This is a genomic window from Bacillus infantis, from assembly GCF_008180445.1.
Lineage (GTDB): Bacteria > Bacillota > Bacilli > Bacillales > Cytobacillaceae > Bacillus_AB > Bacillus_AB infantis_B.
The window spans coordinates 153,010-179,485 of sequence record NZ_VTER01000010.1; the positions used below are offsets into that span (position 1 = coordinate 153,010).

28 protein-coding genes and 3 riboswitches are annotated in these 26,476 nt (G+C 44.2%); of the genes, 22 read left to right on the top strand and 6 right to left on the bottom strand.

Annotated elements, in window-relative coordinates; all coding sequences use genetic code 11:
* Positions 1 to 53: 53 nt before the first annotated feature.
* The 3 genes from FZD51_RS19235 (at position 54) to FZD51_RS19245 (ending at position 1,939) form a co-directional block, all read left to right on the top strand.
* Positions 54 to 530 carry a GNAT family N-acetyltransferase gene (locus FZD51_RS19235; protein WP_148976242.1) on the top strand — a complete coding sequence of 159 codons (477 nt, stop codon included), beginning with the start codon at positions 54 to 56 and terminating at the stop codon, positions 528 to 530.
* A gap of 90 nt (positions 531 to 620) precedes the next feature.
* Positions 621 to 818, top strand: coding sequence for a superinfection immunity protein (locus FZD51_RS19240; protein WP_148976243.1), 198 nt, complete (start codon positions 621 to 623; stop codon positions 816 to 818).
* A 104-nt stretch (positions 819 to 922) separates the two neighbouring features.
* The gene (locus FZD51_RS19245; protein WP_148976244.1) at positions 923 to 1,939 is read left to right on the top strand and encodes an STAS domain-containing protein; all 1,017 of its coding nucleotides are present in this window, start codon (positions 923 to 925) and stop codon (positions 1,937 to 1,939) included.
* Positions 1,940 to 2,645: 706 nt separating this feature from the next.
* Here the strand turns inward: FZD51_RS19245 and glnA are convergent.
* Both glnA and FZD51_RS19255 read right to left on the bottom strand, forming a co-directional pair.
* Positions 2,646 to 3,992 (bottom strand): type I glutamate--ammonia ligase, encoded by a 1,347-nt coding sequence (gene glnA / locus FZD51_RS19250; protein ID WP_148976245.1) that lies wholly within the window; start codon positions 3,990 to 3,992, stop codon positions 2,646 to 2,648.
* A gap of 96 nt (positions 3,993 to 4,088) precedes the next feature.
* Positions 4,089 to 4,232: riboswitch (cyclic di-AMP (ydaO/yuaA leader) on the bottom strand.
* A gap of 32 nt (positions 4,233 to 4,264) precedes the next feature.
* Positions 4,265 to 4,404, bottom strand: a riboswitch (cyclic di-AMP (ydaO/yuaA leader).
* Between the two features lie 130 nt (positions 4,405 to 4,534).
* Positions 4,535 to 4,900 (bottom strand): Na-translocating system protein MpsC family protein, encoded by a 366-nt coding sequence (locus FZD51_RS19255; protein WP_022544604.1) that lies wholly within the window; start codon positions 4,898 to 4,900, stop codon positions 4,535 to 4,537.
* Positions 4,901 to 5,151: 251 nt separating this feature from the next.
* Positions 5,152 to 5,294: riboswitch (cyclic di-AMP (ydaO/yuaA leader) on the top strand.
* A gap of 422 nt (positions 5,295 to 5,716) precedes the next feature.
* Between FZD51_RS19255 and FZD51_RS19260 the strand changes: the two genes are divergently transcribed.
* The 7 genes from FZD51_RS19260 (at position 5,717) to kdpDN (ending at position 12,004) form a co-directional block, all read left to right on the top strand.
* Positions 5,717 to 6,121, top strand: a complete 405-nt coding sequence (locus FZD51_RS19260; RefSeq protein ID WP_148976246.1) for a hypothetical protein — start codon at positions 5,717 to 5,719, stop codon at positions 6,119 to 6,121.
* Between the two features lie 19 nt (positions 6,122 to 6,140).
* On the top strand, positions 6,141 to 6,248 hold the full coding sequence (locus FZD51_RS19265; protein WP_148976247.1) for a hypothetical protein: 108 nt from the start codon (positions 6,141 to 6,143) through the stop codon (positions 6,246 to 6,248).
* Positions 6,248 to 6,325 (top strand): potassium-transporting ATPase subunit F, encoded by a 78-nt coding sequence (locus FZD51_RS26915; RefSeq protein ID WP_148976294.1) that lies wholly within the window; start codon positions 6,248 to 6,250, stop codon positions 6,323 to 6,325. Before FZD51_RS19265 ends, FZD51_RS26915 begins: the two co-directional genes overlap by 1 nt.
* Before the next feature lie 32 nt (positions 6,326 to 6,357).
* On the top strand, positions 6,358 to 8,019 hold the full coding sequence (gene kdpA, locus FZD51_RS19275; RefSeq protein ID WP_420886283.1) for a potassium-transporting ATPase subunit KdpA: 1,662 nt from the start codon (positions 6,358 to 6,360) through the stop codon (positions 8,017 to 8,019).
* A 16-nt stretch (positions 8,020 to 8,035) separates the two neighbouring features.
* On the top strand, positions 8,036 to 10,177 hold the full coding sequence (gene kdpB / locus FZD51_RS19280) for a potassium-transporting ATPase subunit KdpB (protein WP_148976249.1): 2,142 nt from the start codon (positions 8,036 to 8,038) through the stop codon (positions 10,175 to 10,177).
* 26 nt (positions 10,178 to 10,203) lie between these two features.
* Entirely contained in the window at positions 10,204 to 10,785 is a 582-nt protein-coding gene (gene kdpC, locus FZD51_RS19285) for a potassium-transporting ATPase subunit KdpC (RefSeq protein ID WP_148976250.1), read from the top strand.
* Positions 10,786 to 10,855: 70 nt separating this feature from the next.
* Positions 10,856 to 12,004 (top strand): KdpD-like non-kinase potassium sensor, encoded by a 1,149-nt coding sequence (gene kdpDN, locus FZD51_RS19290; RefSeq protein ID WP_148976251.1) that lies wholly within the window; start codon positions 10,856 to 10,858, stop codon positions 12,002 to 12,004.
* A gap of 105 nt (positions 12,005 to 12,109) precedes the next feature.
* On the opposite strand, the gene FZD51_RS19295 is transcribed toward kdpDN, so the two are convergent.
* A complete protein-coding gene (locus FZD51_RS19295) occupies positions 12,110 to 12,979 on the bottom strand; it encodes a DMT family transporter (protein ID WP_148976252.1) in 870 nt (289 codons plus the stop codon).
* Positions 12,980 to 13,172: 193 nt separating this feature from the next.
* Between FZD51_RS19295 and FZD51_RS19300 the strand changes: the two genes are divergently transcribed.
* Positions 13,173 to 13,661 carry a hypothetical protein gene (locus FZD51_RS19300; protein ID WP_148976253.1) on the top strand — a complete coding sequence of 163 codons (489 nt, stop codon included), beginning with the start codon at positions 13,173 to 13,175 and terminating at the stop codon, positions 13,659 to 13,661.
* An 81-nt stretch (positions 13,662 to 13,742) separates the two neighbouring features.
* On the opposite strand, the gene FZD51_RS19305 is transcribed toward FZD51_RS19300, so the two are convergent.
* Positions 13,743 to 14,513, bottom strand: a complete 771-nt coding sequence (locus FZD51_RS19305) for an SGNH/GDSL hydrolase family protein (RefSeq protein ID WP_148976254.1) — start codon at positions 14,511 to 14,513, stop codon at positions 13,743 to 13,745.
* A 107-nt stretch (positions 14,514 to 14,620) separates the two neighbouring features.
* On the opposite strand from FZD51_RS19305, the gene FZD51_RS19310 reads away from it, so the two are divergent.
* The 11 genes from FZD51_RS19310 to FZD51_RS19360 all read left to right on the top strand — a co-directional run bounded on the left by FZD51_RS19310 (position 14,621) and on the right by FZD51_RS19360 (position 23,624).
* The gene (locus tag FZD51_RS19310; protein WP_148976255.1) at positions 14,621 to 15,547 is read left to right on the top strand and encodes an ABC transporter ATP-binding protein; all 927 of its coding nucleotides are present in this window, start codon (positions 14,621 to 14,623) and stop codon (positions 15,545 to 15,547) included.
* Positions 15,548 to 15,554: 7 nt separating this feature from the next.
* Entirely contained in the window at positions 15,555 to 16,538 is a 984-nt protein-coding gene (locus FZD51_RS19315; RefSeq protein WP_187445832.1) for an ABC transporter permease, read from the top strand.
* A 202-nt stretch (positions 16,539 to 16,740) separates the two neighbouring features.
* The gene (locus FZD51_RS19320) at positions 16,741 to 18,078 is read left to right on the top strand and encodes an IS4 family transposase (RefSeq protein WP_148976257.1); all 1,338 of its coding nucleotides are present in this window, start codon (positions 16,741 to 16,743) and stop codon (positions 18,076 to 18,078) included.
* Between the two features lie 238 nt (positions 18,079 to 18,316).
* Positions 18,317 to 18,883 (top strand): hypothetical protein, encoded by a 567-nt coding sequence (locus FZD51_RS19325; protein WP_148976258.1) that lies wholly within the window; start codon positions 18,317 to 18,319, stop codon positions 18,881 to 18,883.
* A gap of 120 nt (positions 18,884 to 19,003) precedes the next feature.
* A complete protein-coding gene (locus FZD51_RS19330) occupies positions 19,004 to 19,258 on the top strand; it encodes a hypothetical protein (protein WP_148976259.1) in 255 nt (84 codons plus the stop codon).
* Positions 19,259 to 19,471: 213 nt separating this feature from the next.
* On the top strand, positions 19,472 to 19,999 hold the full coding sequence (locus FZD51_RS19335; protein ID WP_148976260.1) for a YceI family protein: 528 nt from the start codon (positions 19,472 to 19,474) through the stop codon (positions 19,997 to 19,999).
* A 43-nt stretch (positions 20,000 to 20,042) separates the two neighbouring features.
* Positions 20,043 to 20,468 (top strand): MarR family winged helix-turn-helix transcriptional regulator, encoded by a 426-nt coding sequence (locus FZD51_RS19340; RefSeq protein WP_148976261.1) that lies wholly within the window; start codon positions 20,043 to 20,045, stop codon positions 20,466 to 20,468.
* Between the two features lie 93 nt (positions 20,469 to 20,561).
* The gene (locus FZD51_RS19345) at positions 20,562 to 21,155 is read left to right on the top strand and encodes an NADPH-dependent FMN reductase (RefSeq protein WP_148976262.1); all 594 of its coding nucleotides are present in this window, start codon (positions 20,562 to 20,564) and stop codon (positions 21,153 to 21,155) included.
* A gap of 217 nt (positions 21,156 to 21,372) precedes the next feature.
* Positions 21,373 to 22,311: a ring-cleaving dioxygenase gene (locus tag FZD51_RS19350; RefSeq protein WP_148976263.1), complete on the top strand. Its 939-nt coding sequence runs from the start codon at positions 21,373 to 21,375 to the stop codon at positions 22,309 to 22,311.
* 20 nt (positions 22,312 to 22,331) lie between these two features.
* Entirely contained in the window at positions 22,332 to 22,940 is a 609-nt protein-coding gene (locus FZD51_RS19355) for a flavin reductase family protein (protein WP_148976264.1), read from the top strand.
* Between the two features lie 213 nt (positions 22,941 to 23,153).
* The gene (locus FZD51_RS19360) at positions 23,154 to 23,624 is read left to right on the top strand and encodes a DinB family protein (RefSeq protein WP_148976265.1); all 471 of its coding nucleotides are present in this window, start codon (positions 23,154 to 23,156) and stop codon (positions 23,622 to 23,624) included.
* A 126-nt stretch (positions 23,625 to 23,750) separates the two neighbouring features.
* On the opposite strand, the gene FZD51_RS19365 is transcribed toward FZD51_RS19360, so the two are convergent.
* Complete coding sequence (locus FZD51_RS19365; protein WP_148976266.1) at positions 23,751 to 25,445, bottom strand: methyl-accepting chemotaxis protein; 1,695 nt, start codon at positions 25,443 to 25,445, stop codon at positions 23,751 to 23,753.
* Positions 25,446 to 26,207: 762 nt separating this feature from the next.
* Positions 26,208 to 26,366 carry a hypothetical protein gene (locus FZD51_RS26270; RefSeq protein ID WP_187445829.1) on the bottom strand — a complete coding sequence of 53 codons (159 nt, stop codon included), beginning with the start codon at positions 26,364 to 26,366 and terminating at the stop codon, positions 26,208 to 26,210.
* Positions 26,367 to 26,476: the final 110 nt, after the last annotated feature.

The following is a 26,476-nucleotide window of genomic DNA, read 5'->3' on the forward strand; positions in this document are numbered from 1 at the left end:
TTCTTATAAAACAATGGGGCTGGGCACCTTAAAAATTTGTGAGAGGAAAAAATATGGATATACTTATTCGAAAATCCGTGCAAAGTGATTATGAGTCATTGCTGCCTTTATTCAGGCAGGTTCATGAATTCCATGTTTTTGTTAGGCCGGATTTGTATAAAGAGAATTCAATTCCAGTCGGACGGGAGTTTTTTGAAAGCCAAGTGATAGATAGGAAACAGCATATTTTTGTGGCTGTGATAGCTAATGATATAGTCGGCGTTGCAGTGGCAAAGGAAGAAGAAGTAATTGAAAATACTTTTGTTAAGGCGAGGAAGGTATTATATATAAAGAGTCTGTGTGTTTCTGAAACACATAGAAAGAAGGGCATAGGAAAAAAACTGACTGAATACGTGTTTGATTTTGGAAGAAGTCTTCAAGTTGATAGTATTGAATTGGGAGTATCTGAGGAAAACGCTCCTGCCATTGAATTTTACAGGTCAATCGGGATGACAACGAAAAGTAGAAAAATGGAATTTATATTGAATTAACGCAACCAGGGGGACAGGTCCCTTGGCTCTTTTTGAAACTGGGCCAAGGGGTCTGTCCCCCCGGCCTAATAACTAAAGGAGAGGACTTTAATGGAAATTATACCGCTGCTTATCGGGATAGTTTTTTATTTTATCCCAAGCATCATAGCAAAGAGGAAAAATATGTCTAACAGAGTATCAATATATTTTATAAATCTATTTCTAGGGTGGAGCTTGATTGGGTGGTTTGCCGCTTTATTTTTAGCTGTCAGGAAGGATCATCAGGGTCAGGTGTTAGGGAGAAAATAAATGAGCCAAGGGACCTGTCCCTATGGCTTGGGGACAACACCTTTTTCGAATAATGATGTATAATAATTCCTATCATAACTACCAGGGATAGGGGTGCGTGATTAGTGGAAACTAAAAAGTCAATCAAGGTAGGCGGCATAGAATTAGACTGGGATTTGGAGACAGGGAAGGTTTTGTTTGATGGCGGTGATGTTGTTTTCTTTTGGGTTTCTGCCATGAAAACATTCTTTGATACAATAAGGGAAATCTCCGGTGCAGAGGCTACACATCTTGTTTTGGAAACGACTGGTTTCCGGCAGGGGATTGTTGTTGGGGAAGGGTATAAAAAAATTGCCGGTATCGATAAGCATAATGTAATTCAATGGCTTTCAAATACGTATGCGCCAGCTGGCTGGGGGAAAGCGGTCATTAAAGATATGGATGAAGAAAGCGGTTCCTTCATTCTCCACTTACAGGACGATTGGGAGCACAAAATGAACAGGCTTGATGACAAAAAGCCTGAAGGCGTCTTTGTTCCTGCCCATTATGCCGGAGTTTTTACAGGCCTGTTCGGCCAGAATTACTGGTATAAAATCATTCAGCATCAAAATGAAGTTAATCCATATAGCATCGTCGAATACTTTGTTTCTGATATTACCGTTCAGCAGAATATTTTAGAAATGACACGCAGGCAGGAAGCCAGACAGATTAAAGAGCTTGAAGCTCTGGTTGAGGACAAAACAAGAACATTGCAGGAGCTCATTATGGAGCTTTCATCTCCTCTTATTCCAGTACTCGAAGGCATTTCTGTGGTTCCCCTGATCGGAACATATGATGAACAGCGGGGGGAAACCCTCCTTCAGAATACACTGGCTAAATTGCCTGCCCATAAAACAAGATATCTTCTTCTTGATTTGACAGGCCTTCAGGACAATATAAACACTTACACTGCAAGTTTAATAGAGAAACTTGGAGCCGCTGCCAGATTACTGGGGACTGAAGTCATCCTGGTTGGCATATCTGCTGAATTAGCCATGAAAATATCCCACAGCCTCATAAATCTGAGGAAATTCGAATGCCTGCAATCACTTCAGCATGGCATCTACTATGCATTGGGTAAAAGCGGGAAAAGAATCGTTTAAGAGCCAAGGGGACAGACCCCTTGGCTCTTTTTGAGACTGGGCCAAGGGGTCTGTCCCCCCGGCCCTTCCCCCCGGCCCTTTTAGCCAACCATGCCTACAATTAATAAGATATAAATAAATAGCAGTAAGAATGGAGCAAGGGCAAAGAACCAGACCCAAAATGCTTTCCAATTCTTCATTTTTTCCGATACCCATTCAATGAACCATATACTAAGAATAGCGATCAGAGGACCGCGGAATAGCATGATTAAAATAATGCCTGCTAGAATAATCACAATTTTGTACTTTTCCCAGTTATTAAGTATTCTCTGTCCTATCTGATACTTTTTCCAGAGAAACTGCTTAAGGGAAACTAGGACTATGTAAATTAAAACAAGGATGATATAGGCAGCCGGCAGCAGGAGGCTAAATGTTATAGCCCCTTTTTCATCTGCGTCTGTGGACATAACAGTCAAAAATAGGACCAAAAAGATGGTAAGCGGCAAAGAAATGAAAAATAGTATGCCTGTTGCTGAGATTATTCTCCCAATCAGCGATTTAATATCAGATTCCTCCCTGCTCTCAATCTATCTTTTATTTTAATCAATCGGAGCCTTGAAATCACCAATTTTTTACAGAAAAAGAGCCGAGGGGCCAGACCCCCTGGCTCTTTTTGAGATTGAGCCAGGGGGTCTGTCCCCCCGGCCCATCCCCCCGGCCCCACATCTCAAAACTTCATCTGATACTTCTTAAGCTCCCAGTCGTGCACTGTGTTGCGGTATTCACTCCATTCGGCTCTTTTTAGAGAGATGAACTTCCGGAATATGTGGTTGCCGAGAATTTTTCTTGCGAGAGGGCTGTCTGCCAGCAGATCGAGTGCTGTTTCCAGATTGTCCGGTAAATGGCTGATCCGGAGCAATTCTCTTTTGGTTTCAGGCATGCTGTATATGTCTTCATTAATGGGCTCTGCAGGTCTTTGCTTTAATCGGATTCCTTCCAGCCCTGCTTCTGCAATCACCGAGTAAGCCAGGTAAGGGTTTGCACATGGATCATGATGGCGTGCTTCCACTCTGGTTGCGGCTTCCCGTGATGAGGGAATTCTGATCAGGGTCGACCGGTTGCATGTGGACCAGGCCATATAGCAAGGCGCTTCAAACCCCGGGACAAGCCTCTTGTAGGAATTGACTGTCGGATTGGTTATGGCTGTAAGAGACGCAATGTTTTTCATCAGGCCGTTTATAAAATAATAAGTATCTTCCGAGAGTCCGTTTGGATCATTTTCGTTAAAAAATGCATTCTGCCCGTCTTTGAACAGTGAAATATTCACATGCATGCCGGAACCGTTCAATCCCTGGACCGGCTTCGGCATGAAGGAGGCGTGCAGGTTGAAGTTTTTGGCGATATTTTTCACGACCCATTTATAGGTGGTGGCATTGTCGGCTGATGCCAGGGCATCCATGAACTTAAAGTTAATTTCATGCTGGCCCATTGCGACCTCATGGTGGGAGGCCTCAATCTTGAATCCCATGGCCTTCAGGGTCCGGTAGATTTCCAGGCGGACTTTTTCACCCAGGTCATGGGCCGGTTCGAAATATCCTCCGCTATCCTGCGGTACTGTCGTAGGATTGCCACTCTCATCCATCGCAAATAAAAAGAATTCCAGTTCCGGACCGATGCTGATTGAATAACCATAGCTTGCCGCTTTCTCGACCGTCCTCTTCAGCACATTGCGGGGGTCATCCTCAAATGGGGTGCCATCAGGATTGGCCACGCTGCACAAAAGCCTGGCTTCACTATATCCTTCTTCTATCGACCATGGAATGACGGAAAAAGTGTTTATGTCCGGCTTAAGGTATAAGTCTGATTGGTTGATAGGGCTGAAACCTTGTATGGAGGAGCCATCGAACATGATTTTCCCCTCTAAGGCATCGTCCAGCTGATCAAAGGTAATGGTCACATGCTTAAGGACTCCTTCTAAATCAACGAATTGAAGATGGAGAATTTCTATTTGATATTTATTCTGGGCTTCTTTTATTTTAATATAATTTTTGTTTTGCTCTGATACCTGAGTCATCGGCACGATCCCCTTTTACTAAAATTAAAAAAGCTGCGGAGAGTATTCTCCGCAGCTTAGGCACAGGTAAACAAACGTGTGCTTATATGGCAACGATCACTCTCTTAAACAACGCTTACGGAGTTAGCTGTCGGATTAGGAAGGTAAGAGTCTCCCTGCCATTCATGGCTTCACCCCAAGACTGCAGTCTGCAGTCAAAAGTTGGTTCCCCCGCTCAATAAGATTCAGCGTTTCAGTGCTATTTAATTGTAATCAGGCTGGATGGATATCGCTCCTCTCTCCTGCAACGCTTACGAAGTTAGCTGACGGGTTCGGAAGGCAGAAGTCCCCCGGCCTTTCGGCTTCACCCCATAATTATTCTGGAATAATCAGTTGGGTCCTCCGTTCTGTATGGATTCAGCGGATCAGGTCAGAATTAGGATTTATGATACTCTCCACTAGCATAAAGGAAAAACCCGGAAAATAAGAAATTAGGATTAATTTTCTTTAGAAAAATTCACTTTTCTCGAAAATGCTCTCTTTTTTAAAGAAATACAACTTTTTTACTCAAGGCATTTTTCCAGGTTTCTATCGAGCACAAACACTTCCATGCGTTCTCCCATTTTGGTGCTGATGTCACTGTGGCTTGAAAGGACTTTGCATTTGGTATGTTTTTCGACTATCTCCTCAATGTTCGTGCTGTACATTTCTCTTAGAACCTGCCGCATCTTTTTGACAAGCTGCCTGCCGGTTTCATGTTCAACCAGGTGCTTTTCTTCCACAGTCAGGACACCTTTGAATCTGGCAATGACCATATCCTCCACAATATAAGTCCTGGTCTCCTGCGGCCCGCGGCCGATCAGCTCCCTTTGCAGCTTGATGAATGCTTCACTTAATTCAGCCTCTAATCGTCGTTTAGAAGATTGCAATTCCAGTTCCTCCCTGAGATTTTCAAAGTTATAGCGAATTTCAAGGTTTATGTTAGTGAGAGGCGCTTATAAAGTCAATAAAAATATGAGTTTCAAAAAACATCGAAAAACAGCTAATTAGTCAGCATTTAAGAGAAAAACTAAAGAAAGATCCGCAATATCAAAAAAAACAGCCAAATATGGCATTTTTTTAAGATTTACATTTTCCTTGAGCAGGAGTACGATAGCTTTCGTAAACAGCAATCAAACAACTCAATATACGGCCTAGTCTCGGAAACGAGAACGGAGGAACCAATCAACTGGGGTTAATTCTGCCATTGCAGAAGGGATGAGATTCAAACTCTTTCGCCATCCTACCCGTCAGCTAACTTCGTCGGCTAAAGCGAAGGAGGTCATAAAGACCGCCTTTTCAGGGGGCCTTTTTTGTTGTGCCAAACAGCGAACGAGGCAGCTTGAGTGATAAGAAGGTCTTTTTATTATGCCTATCTTGAAAAAGTGAACATGGAAGACAGAACACATAGAGGGCTGCTGCCAGCCGGCTGGGTGTTAAGTAGACCAATGGATGCTTTTTCTCCAAATGAACAAGAGAATTTTCTATGCAGTTTTTTGCATCTGAACAAAGATGCTGATGATCTGCGCTCTTGGATTCATATTGGGGGAGAAGTAATCATTGGTCTCTTTTTGTTTTCAATCATTGGGTTTTATTTCCAATAAAAAACTGGGAACAGACGCTTTCATGATTTCCAGGCATAATAATGCTTTTTGATCTCTGGGCACGAGTAAATGAGGGCTTTCAAAAAAAGGAGGGAGGTAACCATGTTGACTTTGCCTCAGACAGAGGATGCCATACTTGTCTGCATTCCAAATGAGGAAGTGCTTCAGCGGATTCAAAGCCATTTGAGCGATTCGCATTCATGCTGCCTTGCTTCATCTGATCCTCAAGTGATCAGGATTTTAAAAAGCGGGGGGCATCAGCGTGTAATTGAGTTCGGCCCTAAAGATGAGTACTTGATTCTCCGGGGCCGGTTCCGGAAGGTGATTGTCTTTGAAAGTGAGATTGCAGAAACTTGCACCTTGCTGAAGGTCATCAGGAACAGCACTTGTGCACCCATCATTGTCGCTGCAACTGTTCATGGCTACCCGATGCGCCTTTATTGCGCATATGGAGCAAAATATGTGGTGTATTCGAAAAGCAATAATATTTCATGTCTCTTAAGCTAGAACTCAGGAGGTTATCACAATGTTAGATATGATCATGGTCAGCCTGTTCATCATCCTGCCGGCATCAATGCTTGGACTTGCCAGCTGGTCCGCCGGTGCCGCAGAGCAAGGAAGTGAAAATGAATAATGATTCTGCTGCTTGGCATTACGGCGTTTACCATATTGTACTTATTCTATGTATTGCTTAATCCGGAGAAATTTTAACTACTTGGGGGTAAAAAAAGGTGATTACGACGATTCTTTCAATCATTGTCACTATGGCGGCGGTGATTCTGATAGCAAAGCCTGCCGGCATCTATCTGGCAAAGGCATTTGATTATAGCCAAACAGGGCTGGATAGAGTGTTCGGCCCGATCGAAAACATTCTCTTTAAAATCAGCGGCATCAAAAAGATCAATCAAAGCTGGAAGCAGTATGCAATAACTCTTGTACTAACTAACGGATTTATGATTCTCCTAGTCTATATGGTTTTCCGTTTGCAGGGCATCCTGCCTTTGAATCCGAGCGGGAATCCTGGCATGGATCCAACTTTAGCTTTTAATACAGCCATCAGCTTTATGACCAACACCAATCTGCAGCATTACAGCGGAGAGTCGGGACTATCTTATCTCGGGCAGATGATTGGGATTCTGTTCATGATGTTTGCGGCGCCGGGAACGGCTTTGGCAGCTGCCATCGCATTTGTCAGGGCACTGTCCGGAAAAGAAATCGGAAATTTCTTTGTGGATTTATTCAGAGCGATTACGCGTGTTTTGATGCCAATCGCCATTGTGTCAGGGCTGATTTTGGTTGCATTGGGAGTTCCGCAGACTTTGGAGCCTTCTGTGACTGTCACTACGATTGAGGGGACTGCCCAGGATATCGCACGCGGACCTGTCGGGACATTTTTATCCATCAAAGAACTGGGCAATAATGGCGGCGGTTTTTTTGGAGTCAATTCAGCTCATCCGTTTGAAAATCCGAATGCAATCAGCAATATCATTCAAATATTGCTGATGCTGCTATTGCCAACTGCTTTGCCGTTTGCGTATGGAAAAATGCTCGGGAATGCCAAACAGGGACGTGTCTTGTTTGTATCCATGCTGATGGTCTTCACCGTATTCCTTGGCACGGCCCTGTTCTATGAATATCAGGGCAATCCGGCATTGAATGCACTGGGAATTGATACAGATCAAGGCAGCATGGAAGGGAAGGAAGTCCGTTTCGGCACAGGCCAGTCCATCTTCTATGCGCTTGTCACAACAGCATCTGAAACAGGTGCCGTCAATACCATGCACGATACGCTGACCCCCATTGGCGGAATGCTGGCCCTTTCCAATATGCTCCTGAATACAGTATTCGGCGGGGTTGGAGCGGGATTCATCAATGTAATCATGTATGCCATGATCGCCGTATTCCTTTCAGGGCTGATGGTTGGCCGTACACCTGAATTCCTGGGCAAAAAAATAGAAGGGCGTGAAATGAAGCTCATCGCCTTGACGATGCTGATGCATCCCCTTTTGATACTGGGTGCATCTGCAATTGCCTTGTATACACCGCTTGGCGCCGGAGCCATCTCAAACAGCGGCTTCCATGGAATCTCACAGGTTGTGTATGAATATACCTCTTCTGCTGCCAATAATGGATCCGGTTTTGAAGGGCTTGGGGATGCAACGCCATTCTGGAATATTTCAACAGGCATTGTTATGTATGCAGGAAGATTCTTTGGGCTTGTCACCATGCTGGCTGTCGCTGGTTCACTATCATCCAAGAAGGTTGTTCCCGAGACCATCGGAACATTCCGTACAGATACCCCTCTTTTCGGAGTGATTCTGGTCGGGACTTTCTTTATTGTAGGTGCACTGACATTCTTCCCGGCACTTGTATTGGGGCCAGTCGCAGAATATCTGACATTGTAGGTGGGAGTGAATAATCATGGCTAATCATGTGTTAAAAGAAGCAAATCAAGCTGCAGGGCTGCAGGGCAGAGAGAACAAAAAATCTCTTCAGCCCCATATCCCCAAGCAGCCTAATCATAAAGACAATAAGGATGAAAACAAAATGATGGATAAAGCGATGATGGTTCAGGCGCTTAAGGATTCTTTTACAAAGCTTGATCCGAGAAAAATGGTGAAGAATCCAATTATGTTCGTGGTAGAGATTGGTTTCATCATTACACTGATCTTATGCTTTGCGCCTGATGCCTTTGGCAGAAGCGAGGTTGAACCATGGTTCAATATCACCGTGGCACTGATCCTGCTGTTTACTGTGTTATTTGCGAATTTTGCTGAAGCACTGGCAGAAGGACGCGGTAAAGCGCAGGCTGATTCTTTGAAAAAATCGAAACAGGAAATTACAGCAAACCTCTTGCAAGCCAATGGAAAAACAGTAAAAACGGCTTCAACATCACTCAAGAAAGGCGACGTAGTCTTGGTCTCGCAGGGAGAAATGATTCCCGGCGACGGTGAAGTCATTGAAGGCCTGGCATCTGTAGATGAATCAGCCATCACGGGTGAGTCGGCTCCTGTCATCAAGGAAGCAGACGGCGATTTCAACTCTGTTACGGGTGGAACAAGGGTGGTCAGTGACCAGATTATGGTGAAAATCACCAGCAATCCTGGCGAGTCTTTCTTAGATCGGATGATTTCATTAGTAGAAGGAGCAGAACGCCAGAAGACGCCTAACGAAATTGCTTTGAACACTGTGCTCACAAGCTTGACGTTAATTTTCATGATTGTGGTTGTCACACTTCCATTTTTCACAGATTACCTTGGGTTTTCGCTTGAAATACCTGTATTGATCTCACTTCTTGTCTGTCTGATCCCGACGACGATCGGGGGACTGCTGTCGGCAATCGGCATCGCAGGCATGGACCGTGTTACCCAGTTCAACGTCCTTGCCATGTCAGGGAAAGCAGTTGAAGCTGCAGGAGACATAAATACGATTATCCTGGATAAGACAGGTACGATTACATTTGGGAACAGGATGGCGAGCAGTTTCATCCCTGTGGGAGATGCTTCTTTAGAAGAGCTCCACTACTGGACAGGGATCAGTTCCCTGCATGATGAAACACCTGAAGGGCGCTCGACCATAGAATTGCTGAAGGAAAAGGGAAGCAAGCTTGATGCATCTGCTGCTGCAGGGGGCCAGGATATCGAGTTCAGGGCAGAGACGAGAATGAGCGGGATTGATTTGAAGGATGGGCGCCAGGTGAGGAAGGGGGCAGTCGATTCAATCAAAAGCTGGGTGAAGGCACAGGGAGGAAAGATTCCTGCCGATCTGGATGAAGAAGTGAAGGAAATCGCCAGAGAAGGCGGTACACCTTTGGCCGTTGCGGTGGAAGGGAAAATTCTTGGGCTGATTTATCTGAAGGATACCGTAAAGCCCGGAATGAAAGAACGCTTTGACCAGCTCCGCCAAATGGGCATCAAAACGATCATGGCAACAGGCGATAATCCGCTGACCGCTGCTACCATAGCGAAGGAAGCGGGCGTGGATGAGTTCATCGCTGAGTGTAAACCGGAAGATAAGATTGAAGTGATCAAGTATGAGCAATCCCAAGGGAAGCTAGTGGCCATGACAGGCGACGGCACCAATGATGCACCTGCGCTGGCCCAGGCAGATGTTGGCCTTGCGATGAACAGCGGTACAACAGCTGCCAAAGAAGCCGCCAATATGGTGGATCTGGACTCTAACCCCACTAAAATCATTGAAGTGGTTTCCATAGGAAAGCAATTGCTTATGACCCGCGGAGCACTGACGACGTTCAGTATCGCTAATGATATCGCGAAATATTTTGCGATCATCCCGGCCATGTTCATGCTGGCCATTCCGGAGATGTCAGCTTTGAACATCATGGGACTGTCAACGCCATTGTCTGCCATCCTTTCGGCCTTGATTTTCAATGCAGTCATCATTCCATTGCTGATTCCGCTTGCCATGAAAGGGGTCGCATACAAACCGATGAGCTCCAACAGCTTACTGAAACGAAATTTAACCATATATGGACTGGGCGGTGTCCTTGTACCGTTCATTGGAATCAAACTGATTGATATGCTCGTCTCACTTTTTATCTAAATTTTAATGAAAGAAGGAAACTGCTGATGGAAAACAAACAAAAGATTGCAGGTCCTATCATCAGGTCCAGCTTTACCATCATGATCCTCGCCGGCCTGATATATCCTATTGCGACAACTGGAATGGCACAGGCCATCATGCCGGAACAGGCAGATGGAAGCTTGATTTATAACGAACAAAATGAAGTGGTCGGATCTGAATTGATCGGACAAAATTTTACAGATCCGAAATACTTCCATGGAAGGGTTTCAGCCATTGAATATAATGGGGCAGGGTCAGGTTCCAATAACTATGCCCCTTCTAATGGGGATCTTCTCCAGCGGGTAGAAGAATCAATAGAAGCCTGGAAAACAGCTAACCCTGATACGCCAATCAATGAGGTCCCGGTCGATCTGGTTACAGACTCAGGCTCGGGGCTGGATCCGCATGTCTCAGTGGAGGGAGCCATGGCCCAGGTTAATAGAATCATGGATGAAACTGGGCTATCGGAAGACCAGTTAACAAAGCTGATCCAAGAAAACACCCAAGGCAAAGAGCTGGGCTTGTTTGGAGAAGAACGTGTCAATGTCCTGATGCTGAATCTGGATCTGGAAAAATTATTGCAGTAGTGAAAGAGCTCCCTAATCATATTGGTTAGGGTGCCTTTTGCGTATGCGGATTTGAATCGAGGTGACGGGAATGAAACATGATCATCCTTATTTTAGAAGAAGAACACCTGAAGAAATTCTCCAGGAAATCACTGAGTCCGGCCGCGGAAAACTGAAATTATATGTAGGAGCTGCCCCTGGAGTCGGCAAATCATATAAAATGCTGCAAGATGCTGCAGACCTAAAGAAAGAAGGAAAGGATGTAGTCATCGGGTTCATAGAGACCCATGGCCGCCTGGAGACGGAGGAGCAAATAAAAGACCTTGAACAGGTTGCTTTAAAAATCATTCCCTATAAGGGGAAGAAATTTTATGAACTCAATGTAAAGGCCATCATTGATAGAAAGCCAGATCTTGCTATTATCGACGAATTGGCTCATGCCAATATCCCGGGATCTGAAAATCCGAAAAGATATATGGATGTTTCCCTTGTTCTCGAAGCAGGAATCGATGTCTTTTCGGCCGTGAATATTCAGCACCTCGAGAGTGTCAATGATATTGTCCAGCAGATTACAGGGGTTAAGGTAAGAGAGCGGGTTCCGGATACATTTGTGCAAAAGGCCCATGAAATCCAGCTGATTGATATCCCGCCGGAAACATTGCGGAAGAGACTTTCGGACGGAAAAATTTATGCGCCAGAGAAAATTGAGCAAAGCCTGTCCCATTTTTTCACAATCAATAATTTATCAGCTCTGCGTGAATTGTCTCTAAGGGAGATTGCCAATGACGTTGATGAAAGAATCGAGCAGATCAGCGGCAGCCTTGAAAACGGCCCTATCGGTGTGAACGAGAAAATACTTGTCTGCGTCCAATACGGCCCTACTGCCGAAAAATTAATCAGGCGGGGCTGGCGTATGGCCCACAGGATGAAAGCTGAACTATACATCCTGAATGTAGCCGCAGAAAAACGCAGTGACAGCAGTCCTGTCAATGAGCAGAAAATAAAAGAATGGCAAATGCTCGCAGAACAGTTTAATGCCAAAGTAATAATAGAAGAAAGGCGCAGCAGAAAACCGGCAGCTGTTATCATTGAAGTAGCCAAAAAACTGAATGTCACCCAAATCTTATTAGGCCAGTCAGCCAGGACCAGATGGGAAGAAATCAAAAAAGGCTCCATCGTCAACATGATCATGAGAGAAACATCCAACATAGACATCCATATCGTGGCGGATGGAAGGTAGACGGTGGTGGGGGCGGGTGTCCCTTTGAGCCAAGGGGACAGACCCCTTGGCTCATTTTGAGTCTGGGCCAGGGGGTCTGACCCCCCGGCCCGCTCCCGGCCTTCCTCAGTCGGACTGCTTCACACTAAGAGTGGTGATTGTCGCCAGGATGACGATCATTCCAAGTATTTGGATAGTGGTCAAATGATCACCAAGAAGGAGAACGCCAAATAATGAAGCTGTCACAGGCTCTACCATGGCAACCATTGAAGCAGTTGCCGGGGCGGTCTTCCGAATTCCTATCATATACACTATAAATGAGATGCCAGCACCCAGGATTCCTAACAGTAAAAACCAACCGATGTCGCTTGAGGCCAACACAGCAGCAGCTTCATCTTTATCCGCAAAAAGAAAGAGGATGAGACATAGTGAAAAGAAGGCAATGGTTAATGCAGTCTGGGGCTTCCCGAGCGATGAGGCATTTTTAAAGCCGAATATGAACAAGGCGTAGGAAAGGCCGGCAGCCAGCCCCATTGCCGCTCCAAGGAAACTTACTGAGATCGTTTCTGTGTTGTAGACACCTGTAAGCAGGGCGATTCCGATAAGTACACCTGCAATGCATCCCCACTTAAACCAGGTGGAGCGCTCAATCCGGAACAAAAAAGATATTAAGAGGACGAAGACAGGTGCCGTGTACATCAAGGTCGCGGCAACCGCAATGCTCGAAGCCTGGATGCTTAGAAAATAGAAAGCAAAATTGCCGGCAACACCAATGCCCGCCAGCAAAGACCAAATGAATAAACGGGCGGAGGAGGTCCAATTTTGTCTAAAGTGAAAGAGCAGCCAGGCTAAAAAACATATAAATCCGACCGCCCCGCGGTACAGTGAAATCACAATAGGATCCCAGCCCTTGGCCATTAAAATATCGGCGATCCCTCCACTGACGCCCCAGCATACTGCGGCCAGCATAACCAGGCCAACCCCTGCAAATTTCATCAGATCCCCCCTAAGATAAAGTGTTGTATTCAGACTCCTTAATAAATATATGTTTCAATAAAGGTACTAACCGTATTTCCCTTGAATTCACGCCTGAAACCCAAAAAGAGCCAGGGGGACAGGTCCCTTGGCTCACTTTTTGAGGCGGAGCATGGGAGCTGTCTCTGCGGCACCTTAGTTAGGAGGATGCAAAGTGTACTATTATAGAGTGACAAAATACGATCCTCAAAAAAGGGATGCATATGGCAATTATCTCGATCAAAAGGAATGGACTAGTTTTGCAGAGGTTGGCACCAAGGTCGATGAAGAGGAATACTTGCGTACTGAAACAAACTACATTCAAGCCATCACTGCTTTTATGGATGAGGCGGGCGTGGACAGACTTTATGTTAATGCTCTTGAGATGTGGACGGGAGCGGCAGCGGTCCAGGAGAAACTGCTTTTCCTCTCAGAAATCTGGATAGGGAAAGCCGTTCGGAAAGAAGAGATCACGGAACTGGCGAGGTTAACCTTGAGGGAAGCTGTCTGGTGTAAATTAAGCTTCAGAAAAGAGTTTTTTGTTCATTTTGGTTATGACTATTATATGTTTATTGGTACCAATAAGGATTGCCCCCAAGCCCGGGGGAAGGTCCGGGAGGCTGGGCTGTTTGTTGAGGAGTTTCGATCTCCGTATTTGGCTTGAAGAGTAATTTTATAAAAAGAGCCAGGGGGACAGGTCCCTTGGCTCTTTTTGAGAATGAGCCAAGGGGTCTGTCCCCCTGGCTCATTCAACAATGCTCTTTTCAATGACAAGATACGTACTATCTGCTATTTGCTGATAAGTAGTGTCATTGGGATGGAAGACATCGCTGGACAGGTCGCGTTTGGCATCGATGACGAGATTGAAGGTGTCGACGATTTGAATGCCGTATTTCAAGCCTAGTGTGCGGGCTGATTCATTCCATTTTTGGATGATAGAATCGAATGATTCTCCGTCCGGTGATTGCTTGAATGGGTTATACAGCCCCGTATAGAGGATGACGGCATCCGGATTGATTTCGCGAATATTATTAAAGACTTTTTCCAAGTTGGGGATTTCGGTTTCCAGGATGCCGAGCGCGGTCTCTTCTGAATAATTGCTGAAGATTTCCCCGCTGTTAAACAGGTTGTTTCCCCCGATTGTAATAGTAATGATTTTGGCCTCTTTAAGCGCTCTCTGGACTTCCTTCTGTTCCAGCTGCACCAGCAGATCCTCGATTCTGGCGCCTCTTATGCCAAGGTTCTGATAGCGTTCAACGAGGTTATTCTCTTTGAGCTGATTCCCGGTCAGCGAGACAAAGCCTTCACCTTTTGATGAGCCTACACCTCTTGTTAATGAATCTCCGAGTGCGATATAAGTGTCCCCCGGGGTAACAGGCGCGTCTTCTGATTTTGCCAATGTCTGTTCTTGGGGAGGATTGGTAATATCCATATAGGCGCTGACAAGGCCGTAGCCAAATAAAACTGTCAGGCCAAGGGATAGTGTGATAAACAGCGGCCATTTCCATTTTTTCATCGTTTGACCTCTCCTTCTAACGTGATTGTACCAATCTTTCCTTTTGTTGAGTATTCAAAAGAGTCAATGTCCGATTTTTTCGCTAAAATAGAACTTAGGGTGATGCTATGAGCGTAAAGCCAACTGTTAGATTGGAAAATGTAACGAAAATCATAGGTAAGAAAACGATTATCGATCAAATATCATTTGAGATTTATCCGGGGGAAGTATTTGGGTTCCTGGGTCCAAATGGCGCCGGAAAAACGACTACCATCCGGATGCTTGTCGGACTCATCAAGCCAACGTCCGGGAAGGTTGAGATTTGCGGCTTTGATGTCAGAAAGCAATTTGTGAAGGCGATGCAGCGCCTCGGTTCCATCGTCGAAAATCCAGAGCTGTATAAGTATTTAAGCGGCCGCGAAAATCTGCAGATTTTTGCGCGGATGCTGCCTGGAGTCGATGAAGAACGGATACAGGAAGTCATTGACCTGGTTGATCTGACGGCAAGGGTTGATGATCAGGTGCGGACCTATTCGCTGGGTATGCGGCAGCGCCTGGGAATTGCACAAGCCCTGTTAGGCCGTCCTGATGTGCTTATACTGGATGAGCCTACAAATGGCTTGGATCCTATGGGAATAAAAGATCTTCGCACATTCATCAGGAAGCTGGTCGATGAAACAGGTCTTTCCGTTCTTGTATCGAGTCATATTTTAAGTGAGATCGAACTGCTGGCCGATCGTGTGGCGATAATGAGCCACGGGAAGATTGTAAAGACCGGCAGCGTAAGCGATCTGGTCAATTCCCTGTCATCGGGTGTGGACTGGAGAGTCAGTGATTCTTTACGTGCCCTCGCCATTTTGAATGAGTCCCCCCATGTCCAGGCTGCAGAGCTGTACGATGACCATACAATACACACGCTTATGGACGAAAGTAAAACGTCGTTCCTGAATGAAGCCTTATTGAAGGCAGGTATTGAGGTATGGACAATCGAAAGAAAAGTGCAGACACTGGAAGACTTATTTATTAGTTTGACAGGAGGCGATCATATTGTCTAATCCGAATATGGCGGGCCTGGTCCGCAATGAAGTAATGAAAATCGCCTCCAAAAAACGATTGCCGGTTGTCATACTTATTCTGGTCATTCTGGTCTCGATGTTTACATACGCACAATACCGGGAGATACAGGAGAAAATTGAAAAGCAGGGCACTCTGGACTGGAGGGTGGACCTGCAGCAGGAGATTGTCGACCGGCAAAACCGGCTTGCATCAAGCGGGATCCAGGACGAGTTCAGGCAGTTCCTGGAATTTGACCTGAAGCAAAAGCAATATTATCTCGACAATGATATCAATCCGAACTATCCCGGTGCCCCTACGTTTATCCGGATCTTCTTCTCGCAGGGACTCACACTTGTCCTGCCTTTATTCATTATTATCATCATGGCTGATATCGTGAGCGGGGAGTACAATGACGGCACCATCAAAACCTTGCTGTCCCGGCCTGTCAGACGGTGGAAAATCCTGATGGCCAAATGGCTGACCGTTTTGCTGTATACATCACTGCTTATGGCGGCAACGGTAATTGTCTGTTATGCCGTGTCAGGACTCATACTTGGCTATGACGGCTGGACCGCCCCTATTTTAACCGGATTCCAGGTTTCGGCCACTGGCGAATTTTCAACAGAATTCATCCATACCCTGCCGATGTGGGAGTACTTGCTCATGTCAGTCGGGCTTGCCTGGGTGGTAACTGCTGTGGTTGGAACCATCAGCCTCATGATCTCTGTGCTCGTGAAAAACACAGCGACTGGAATAGGTGCGATGATGGCAGTGTTAATCGCCGGCACCCTGTTGAGTTCCATCGGGTCGAGCTGGACAAGCTCCAAGTATCTGGTGAACCTGAACTTTGATCTGATCAACTACCTCGAAGGCCAGGCGCCGCCGATCGAAGGAATGACACTGCCATTTTCACTGGTCATCCTTGCCGCATGGACGTCTGCCTGCCTGGCTGTGGCATTTTGGAACTTTACTCAGAAGGATATGTATTAATGAGCCAGGGGGACAGGTCCCTTGGCTCTTTTTGAGACTGGGCCGGGGGGTCTGTCCCCATATCCATCAAGTTAAGCAAATAAATACCACATTTCTGGTAAATGGCCTATTCTTTCTATAAATCCTTAGAAAGGTGGGCTTTTTGTATGGTTAAACTTACCTTTAAAGACGAATTTAAACTCTTGTCTGATGAACTTGGTGCATCTTCTCTTCCGATTTTCTAGAAGAACTGGCTAAGGCGCATAAATTTAAGCAGAGGAAAGGCAAGCTGGAGCCATTGGATTTTGTATCATTATGTTCGTTCTTTAATGAAGGATCAGGAGTCAAATCGTTGTCACGTCTATGCGCGCTCCTTACAGCGGAGCGAAAAGTCTCTCTTAGCACCGAAGGATTGAATCAGAGATTTAATAAGAACGCTGTGGATATGATGAAAGTAATTTTCCGCCAACTCTTCACCAGGCAATTCCTCAAAAATAAGATTCCAGATCTCGATGCCATGGGATTCAGCCGCATTCGAATCCTTGACTCTTCCAGCTTTGAACTTCCCACTATGTATGAAGATGAATATCTCGGCTGTACTAAATCTAAATCGGGTGTGAAATTACAATTAGAATATGAATTGCTTACAGGAAGCTTCCTTCACCTCGAAGTCCAGAATGGCAGGAGCAGTGATCAAAAATATGGGCCTACGTTGCTTAAAACAATAAAGAAAAGGGATTTAATCATACGGGACCTTGGCTACTTCAACGTCGAGGAATTGTACCAGATCGCCCAGAAGGGCGCTTACTATCTCACTCGCCTAAAGCCACCCACTACACTATTTACGAAAAAAGATGAGGATTATATCAAATTGGATTTAGCTGAGGTAATGGATGAGATGGAGGAAGGGGAATACAGGGAGCTTGTAGATATTTACGCAACGGCGAAAAAACATTATATTCCACGGTTAATCCTTTATAAACTGACTCCCGGCCAAATCAAGAAAAGGGAAAAAAAGAGAGAGAAAACCGAAAAAAAGAAGGGTGTGAAATTATCACACCCTACAAAAAAACTCTACAAATTGAACATGTTCATCTCAAATATACCACATCAGAGTGTACCGAAGGAAGAAATCCACCTTATATACTCCCTTCGCTGGCAAATCGAAATCCTGTTTAAAACCTGGAAGTCCCTTTTCCAGATTCATAAAGTGAAAAAGATGAAATTGGAACGATTTGAATGTCATTTATACGGAACATTAATCTCTCTTTTGATTAGTTCGACGATTGCCTTTCAGGCAAGGGAGTATCTTTTAAGAAAAAAGAAAAAAGAAACGAGCGAATACAAGTCCATATCCATCACTATGGAGTTTATTCCAAAGCTGTTTGAAGCCATCATTTCCAGCAAGACTTCCATACTGAAAATCTTAAAAGGAATCTATTCCCAGATAGAGAAAAACGGGAAGAAAAGTCATCGGAAGAAGAAGCTGACCGTATTCGATATATTGAAAGTCTCCTATGAAAGGACTGTTGGAAAGGCTGCCAAGGATTCAGCAGCTTAAGCATGGTACTTTTAAAAAAATCAATTAACAATGCTTATTTAAGTATGCAGATTTTTAGATTAGCCTCAAAACATTGGCACATTTCCCTTCACTTTCAAGTTAGCTTGATGGATATGGGGTCTGTCCCCTTGGCTCAGCTTCCCTATGGCATTTGCCTGAACAGTGTTCTGAAATTTGGGAACTTTTGGTGGTGATATCCGTATTATTGAGTTAAGTGAAATGAAGGCGGGTGGTGACTATGGAAGTGATAGATGGAAAAGATTTGAAGCCGAAGTTTTTTGCTCTTGGCCTGATATTAGCCGTCAGTTGTTTGCCAATCAGTGTTTTGGGCGTTAATGCCATTCAGAAGTTTTATTTTCAGCCTGATTATCATCTGTTTTTCAGTACACCTAAGACAGCATACCTCCTGTTTATCATCGGATATTCCATCCTCTTTGTTATTCTGGCTTTACTTTTAAGCATAGCCGATTCAAAGTTTAAGCCTCTGCTGATTCTAACCAATATCCTCTTATCTGCGATCGCAGTCTTCTTCCTTTGGCAGTCCTTTCAAACCCATTCCTATCTGACCGGGGAGGGATTAAAGGTCAAGGCGCCTTTTGCCCGCGAACAGAATTTTGAATGGGACAGCATTCAAAAAGTTACGCAAATAAGCAAACACGGAGTTCCCTACAGATTAGAGTTTCATATAAAAGATGCCGGGACATATAAATTTGACCTGCAAAGTGAATTTATTGCGAAGAGAAGCGCCTTTTATTCGCTGCTTGCTGAACAAAATGTTGAAATTGAAAGCAGGCAGCCGGATTGAGAAGCAGCATTAAGGTTCATGGCTGCTGCTGGGCCAAAAGGTAAACACAATTTCATGCGTGCCGGAAATCCGAATGGGCTGTTTTATGGAATATTAAAGGGAAAAACGGAGGGGACTTCCATGGAAAAAATCTTAGTGAAAACAGGAATCTATTCATTTGTTATTCCATTTTTTATATTGGTGGCTTTTATGAAAAGGGTAGATGAAAGAACCAATTTGGAGGGATACATTTCAACTATAGAAACGCCATACGCCGAATACTTCTTTACCATATTCCGCTATTCTGTGATTGCTTCCCTTATTGCGGTGGGGGTGGCATTTGCTTACTTAATGTCAGAAAAGAAAAAAGAAAATGAAGAGGAGCAAGGGAATTGACCTGTCGCCTTGTATGCTATTTAAAACAGGGATTGGGCCAAGGGACCTGTCCCCATGGCTTCAAAAAAAGTTGTTGACTTCCATTCCCAATATATGATAAATTTATCTCGAATTAAAGATAATTTATTTCGGAATAAACATCGCAGCTTATTTTTTTGACAACATGTCTCGAATTCGAGATAAATAAAAATTATATTTTGGAGGAGATTTTAAATGGCAAAGTGGACAGTAGATCAATCGCATTCAGCAGTAGGTTTTGAAGTGAAGCACATGATGGTTTCAAAGGTAAAGGGTTCTTTTGATTCTTATACAGCAGATGTTGAAGCAGCAGATTTAACAGATCTGACAACAGCACAAATTGCATTTACATTTGATGTTGCAAGCATTAATACGCGCAGTGAGGACCGTGAAAACCACCTGAAGTCAGCGGATTTCTTTGATGTAGAAAACCACCCTACAATTGACTTCAAATCAACAAACATTGCAAAAGATGGCGATGATTATAAGGTAACAGGCGATTTAACAATCAAGGGCGTGACAAAGCCGGTCACTTTTGATGTAGAATACGGCGGCAAAGGAACAAACCCTTGGGGAGTTGAAGTATACGGATTTGAAGCTGAAGCAAAAATCAACCGTGAAGAATTCGGCCTGACTTGGAACGCAGCGCTTGAAACTGGAGGCGTCCTTGTAGGCAAGGATATAAAAATCAAAGTGGAACTAGAAGTAAATCCAGCAGCATAATTATGAGTTGAAATGGAAGGGCTGCGGTTAAAGGAGAAAACGTATGAATGATAAGTTGAAAGCTGTAACGGTCATACTTCGTGCTTCCCAAGCCATACAAGAAGCGATTCGCAAAGATGCAGCCAACTACGACTTGAATCCTACGGAATTCTCTGTCCTTGAGCTCTTATACCATAAGGGTGATCAGCCTATTCAGATGATTGGCAGGAAAGTTTTGATCTCGAGCAGCAGCATCACCTATGTGGTGGATAAATTAGAGCAGAAAAAATATGTCAGGCGCCAGGGATGCCCCGAAGACCGCCGAGTCATTTATGCAGTGCTGACAGCTGAGGGGAAGGCTTTGATGGATGAAGTCTTCCCCCAGCATGAAAGCAAAATGGGTGAAGTGTTCGATGAGTTAAATGCGAATGAAGTCAATCAAACGATTGATCTAATGAAAAAGATCGGCTGCAGGGCAGAACGCATTTAATTTTTTTTGAAAATATATCTTGAATTCGAGATATATTGAGCCGAGGTACCTGTCCCCCCGGCTCTGGAGATATGTTGGAAGGGGAGCTATTCTATGGGTTTTCTAAATAAACTTTTCGGAACAAAAAAAGAGGAGGAAGAAACGATGACGAAATTAAACATTGGTATTATCCTGGGTTCTACACGTGAAGGACGGGTAAGCCCGCAAGTTGGTGCATGGGTGAAAGAAGTGGCTGACAAGCGCGGTGACGCGAACTATACGATCATTGATATCGCTGACTACAAGCTTCCATTGCTTGGCGAAGCGGGCGCAGATGCTTCTGGGGCTGCTGCATGGTCAGAAATCGTCGTTGCCCAGGATGGATTCATTTTCATTGTGCAGGAATACAACCACTCTATCACAGGCGCGCTGAAAAATGCCTTGGATTACCTGCGTGTTGAGTGGAACAATAAAGCAGCCGGAATCGTTTCTTACGGTTCAGTAGGCGGGGCGCGTGCTGCAGAACACTTGCGCGGCATTCTTGGTGAATTATCAGTCGCTGACGTTCGCGTACATCCGGCACTGTCTTTATTCACAGACTTTGAAAATGGCAATCAATTCAAGCCAAAAGAAGTACAAGAGGATTCAGTCAATCAAATGCTGGATCAATTGATACCTTGGTCAACAGCACTATCCACCATCCGATAAGCAGTCATGGTCATGTGAATCATACATACAGGTGCAGCTTCATGCACCTGTATGTATCCTATATATTTAAAGGGTATAAAGGTTGAGCAGATCCTGATCAAGCAGATTGATCGATGTGCTCAGAAGTTATACGCCGACAGAGCCAAGGGGACAGGTTCCTTGGCCCAAGTGGGCCGAGGAACCTGTCCCCCTGGCTCAAAATGAAAGGGGAATTGATATGAAAAAAGAGACAATGGGCATTCACCATATTACGGCGATTGTAGGGCATCCGCAGGAGAATCTTGATTTTTATGCAGGGGTGCTGGGCTTGCGTCTGGTCAAACAGACAGTGAATTTTGACGATCCGGGCACATATCATCTTTATTTTGGAGATGAAGGCGGGAAACCTGGGACTATCATCACCTTCTTCCCATGGGCCGGTGCCCGCCAAGGGGTTATTGGGGATGGTCAGGTTGGTGTGACATCATATATGGTTCCAAAGGGTGCCATGAGGTTCTGGGCAGAGAGGCTTCAAAAGTTTGAAGTTCCTTTTACGAACATCGAGCGCTTTGGCGAGAATTACCTGGAATTTGATGATCCTCATGGTCTGCATCTTGAAATTGTGGAAAGAGAAGAAGGGGAAGCGAACACATGGGAATTCGGCGGCATTACTCCTGAAGTGGCGATCAAGGGCTTTGGGGGCGCGACGCTGTTAACTACGGAGCCTGCAAAAACAGCTGATCTTCTGGAAAATGTTATGGGGCTTGAAAGAGTCGGTGTGGAAGAGGATATCGCCCGCTTCCGCTCTTCCGCTGACATCGGCAATATCATTGACCTGAAATTAACCCCGGTCGGACGCGGCCAAATGGGTGTCGGCACCGTCCATCATATCGCCTGGCGGGCAAGTGATGACGAGGATCAGTTGAGCTGGAGAGATTATATCACTGAAAATGGATATGGCGTCACTCCAGTCCAAGACCGGAACTATTTTAACGCGATTTACTTCCGGGAGCATGGAGAAATTTTATTTGAAATCGCCACAGATCCTCCAGGCTTTGCACATGATGAATCACAGGCTACAATGGGAGAGAAGCTGATGCTTCCCGAGAAGTATGAGCAGTTCAGAGAGCAGTTAGAACAGAGTCTGATCCCGATCAGAGTAAGAGAATTAGATTAACTCGCAAAGGAATGATTCATATGCTTTCCATTGATCCAGTCAGCATGCCGGAAAGGGAAAATTATAAATTTCTCATCGGCAGCATCATCCCGAGGCCCATTGCATTTGTGACCACCCTCTCAAAGGATGGTGTGGTGAACGGTGCGCCATTCAGCTATTTCAATATCGTTTCAGCCAACCCGCCCATGATTTCACTATCCATCCAGCGTGCGCAGGGAAGGCAGAAGGATACAGCCCGAAACATTCTCGAATCAAAGGAATTTGTGGTTCATATCGTTGACGAGCACAATGTCGAAAAGGTTAACCAAACAGCGGCCAGCCTTCCTCCTGAACAGAGTGAAATAGAGGCGGCCGGTTTTACAACAGAGGCAAGCGAAAAAATAGCAGTTCCCGGTGTAAAGGAAGCGAAAATCCGGATGGAATGCGTGCTGGAACATGCCCTGGAATTGGGCGGGACAGATTCAGCCGGCTGTGATTTTATCATCGGGAAGGTTGTCCAATTCCATATAGAAGAAAATCTATATGAAAAGGGCCGCATCGACCAGAAGGGGCTTGCTGCCGTCAGCAGGCTGGCTGGGAATGATTATGCCAGGATTGGGGAAGTTTTTACGATTGAGCGGCCAGAATAATAAAAACAATCAGGACCCTAGCTTCCTATTAGGGTCCTTTATTTTGCTGCTAAAAATGCTATGGCCGTCAATTTGGCTGAAGCAGTTCCTCACAGAGATAGCTACAATGAAACTCCATTTAAATATTCTCATTAGTTATCTAAAGATTTCTTCTTTTCCCCAACACGAACGTGCATTCGTGTATAATTGATAAAAATGTGAGGAGGATTTTGTATGAATTCAATCGATTTAGTCATTTTAAACTTAAACGAAGTCAGAAGAAGAAGCATTAAAGTCTGGACAACTATTCCTGATGAGAAACTCTTTTGGAAGCCTGATAATGAAGCATTGAATTGTCTGGAAATGATCCGGCATGTATTAGAAAGTGAACACTACTATCATTTGGCTATTCGAAATAGAGGGAGTTTAACCGTTTATAATTCGCCGTACGAAAACCGCCCGTTCATATCTGTACAAAATGAATTGGATTTTGCAGAAACTCACAGAAGAGAATTTATAGATACTATAAAATCATTTTCTGAGGAGGACTTGGAAAATATTAAGATTGACCGCTCCGAGTCAGGGTACATAAGAGACTTAGGTGACATGCTGTTGCGGGTAGCTTATCACGAATCCGTTCATACTGGGCAGTTATTGGATTATTTAAGAACCGCAGGGGTCCCGAGAATTCGGATCTGGGACTAACCCCACTATAGGGTGCTGATGCACCTTTAATTTTTTGAGGAATAGTGGCTTACCCCGTATATTATGTGGCTTTACCATATGCGGGGTCAGGTACCTATTTCACTGCAGGTTTATATCGTAAAGGAGTTAGATTTTAAATTTGCTGACTAACTCTTTCAAATCGTCCGCAAGATTAGACAGTGCTGAGGCGGATGCAGCTATTTCTTCCATTGATGCAAGTTGTTCCTCTGCTGACGCTGCTACATTCTGTGAATGCATCGAGGTCTTTTCGGATATGTTGATAATGCCTGACACTGTTGCCGATACTTCTTGTGTACTTGCTGAGATTTGTTCAGATGTTGCTGCCATATCATTGGTTTGTTCTGTTAATCTTCCCATATAATCAAGGATTTCCTTAAAGTTTTCACTGGTTTGGTTAACAATGGCTAATCCTTCTTTTACATCAACAGAGACTTGTTCTATGGACTCGTTGGACTGCTCCATGTCTTCTTGTATTGTCTTAATGAGCGCTGAAATTTGCGAAGAAGACTGCTGGGATTGTTCAGCCAGCTTTCTTACTTCATCTGCTACAACGGCAAAGCCTTTCCCATGCTCTCCCGCCCTGGCTGCTTCTATTGCTGCGTTTAATGCCAGTAAGTTAGTTTGATTCGCAATATCTGTAATTGCTTTCGTTATTTTTTCTATTTCCTGAGATCTGTGTTCAAGTGATTTTATGATTTCTCCACTAGCTGCAACAGAACGATTAATTCTTTTTATCTGCTTAACCGTATTGCTGACAAAAACTTCGCCTTCTTTTGCCTTTTCAACTGCCCGACTGCTTACTTCGGAAACCACAGAAGCATTTTCGGCAATCGAGTGAATTCCTTTAGCGACTTCATCCAGTGCCAATGAGCTCTCTTGCACACTTGTTGTAGAATGTTCCGCGCCGTTAGCTACCTGCTGAATCGATTCTGTTATGGTCTCTGTTGCGATACTTGTTTGTTCAGAGCTTGCAGTCAGCTGTTCAGATGAAGATGCCAGCTGTTCAGTCGTAAAAGTAACCTCATGAACCATTGTTTTAAGATTTTCAGACATGTGGTTGTAGCTCGCAGATAAAGAGCCCAGTTCATCTCTAGAGCGGTCATTAATCTTCGCAGTAAACTCGCCATTGCCCGCCATTTCAAGGGCATTTGCAATATTGGCAAGTCTCTTTTTCATCTTATGGGTGAACCAATAGACAATCATAGAAGCTAAAACAGCCATAGCCAGCAAAGCAAATATGAGCTTTGACAAAACAGAAGAAAGTATTTCATTTATTTTTTCTTCAGAGGCACCAACATAGAAAATTCCGATAACTTCCCCTGAAGCGGTCTGTAAAGGCATATAAGCTGTTTGATACATATTACCGGCAACATTTGCCTGGCCGTAGTAATTTGACTTATTTTTAATGACAGTATTGACCACTTCAGTGGACGCTTTTGTGCCAATGGCACGTTCGCCATCTATCATTACATTTGTCGTTATACGGGTATCTTCGAGGAATATTGTTACGGTATCTCCCGTATCTTCCGCAATCTCGTCTACTATTTCGTAGTTATCATTCAATAAAGCAGAACCTTTATAAAGTTTATTTCCCCTAACTTCCCAATCTCCAGGGTGCATATTATTGATATACCTATAAGCTAACCTCAGATCCCCTTTTGCTTTCTCAGTTGCAAATTCTTGGACTCCTTTTGTAACTTCTTGTTTTACAACAAATCCGATAACTGCAGATAAAACAATTATAATGGATATGACAATTAGGTTTATTTTTGTCCCTAATTTAAATTCGAATTTTTTCATTCTCCCCAAATGTACCTTCCCCTTATTCAATCTCTATTTTAGAAAATAACAAATATCCTAAAGGTACTATCGGTCCATAAATATTATTTTTAATAAGAAATATCTGGATGGAAAAAATATAACTGGATTTAGTAGAGTCGGTTGACTAGCAATAAAAAGGAGTTTTGAGGAAATTGTAAAGTATTAAAATAGTTAAAGCCGGGGACTTACAAATGAAAGTTATTAATATGGCTGAATCTATTGTTTCTTTTTATAAGCGTGAAAACAAAAATGAACATGATTAGAATAATAACTGATAAACAAGTCAATCTGAACCCAAATCTTGTCCCTAAAAAATATCCATAAATAAAGTAACCAGATAACTGCTGTTGCTCCGTAAATGTTTTTTTATGTCGGGGGCCAATCTTATTAAAGGCACCGAAACTCTCTGCTGACAAATGGATATGTATATACCCAGCCAAGTGAGGCGCCCTTTTCTGGTTTTTTAAAATATGTACCTCGTACTGATTAGCCTCTATCCCCATTCTGCTCCCCCTTTAAACAGTCGGCCCGGCTCACCGGAATTGAGCTTATCTTTTCTAACAGAGATGTCCTCTCCAGGGTATCTTTGGCACCTTCTCGGTAACCACGACTCGGAGAGGACATTGATAAATGACTTCTAAAAATAAATGCTGCTCACAAAATATGTTTAAAATATGTTTACATACCTTCCCGTAATATAAGGTGTCTATGGTGAGACGGGTTCCTCTGGGCTCCCGGTTTTTATTGAAAATAAACGCTCCCGCCTAAATTATCCTTCGTATTTTTCTTTAATGCTGAAGTGTTTATACTGCGCCCTTCCCTGCTGTAGTGAAAATCAATTAATTTCCCCAAACCTAAGAAAAAGGCTCCAATTGCCAGCAATATGATCCATAAAGGCATTACGCCCACCTCCTTTTTCTATATATTAACATTTGTTGCCTGCAGATACTTCTGTTTATGTATTTTGCTGGAAAATAATGAATGGTGTTCTGATTAAGGTTTCTTTTTTG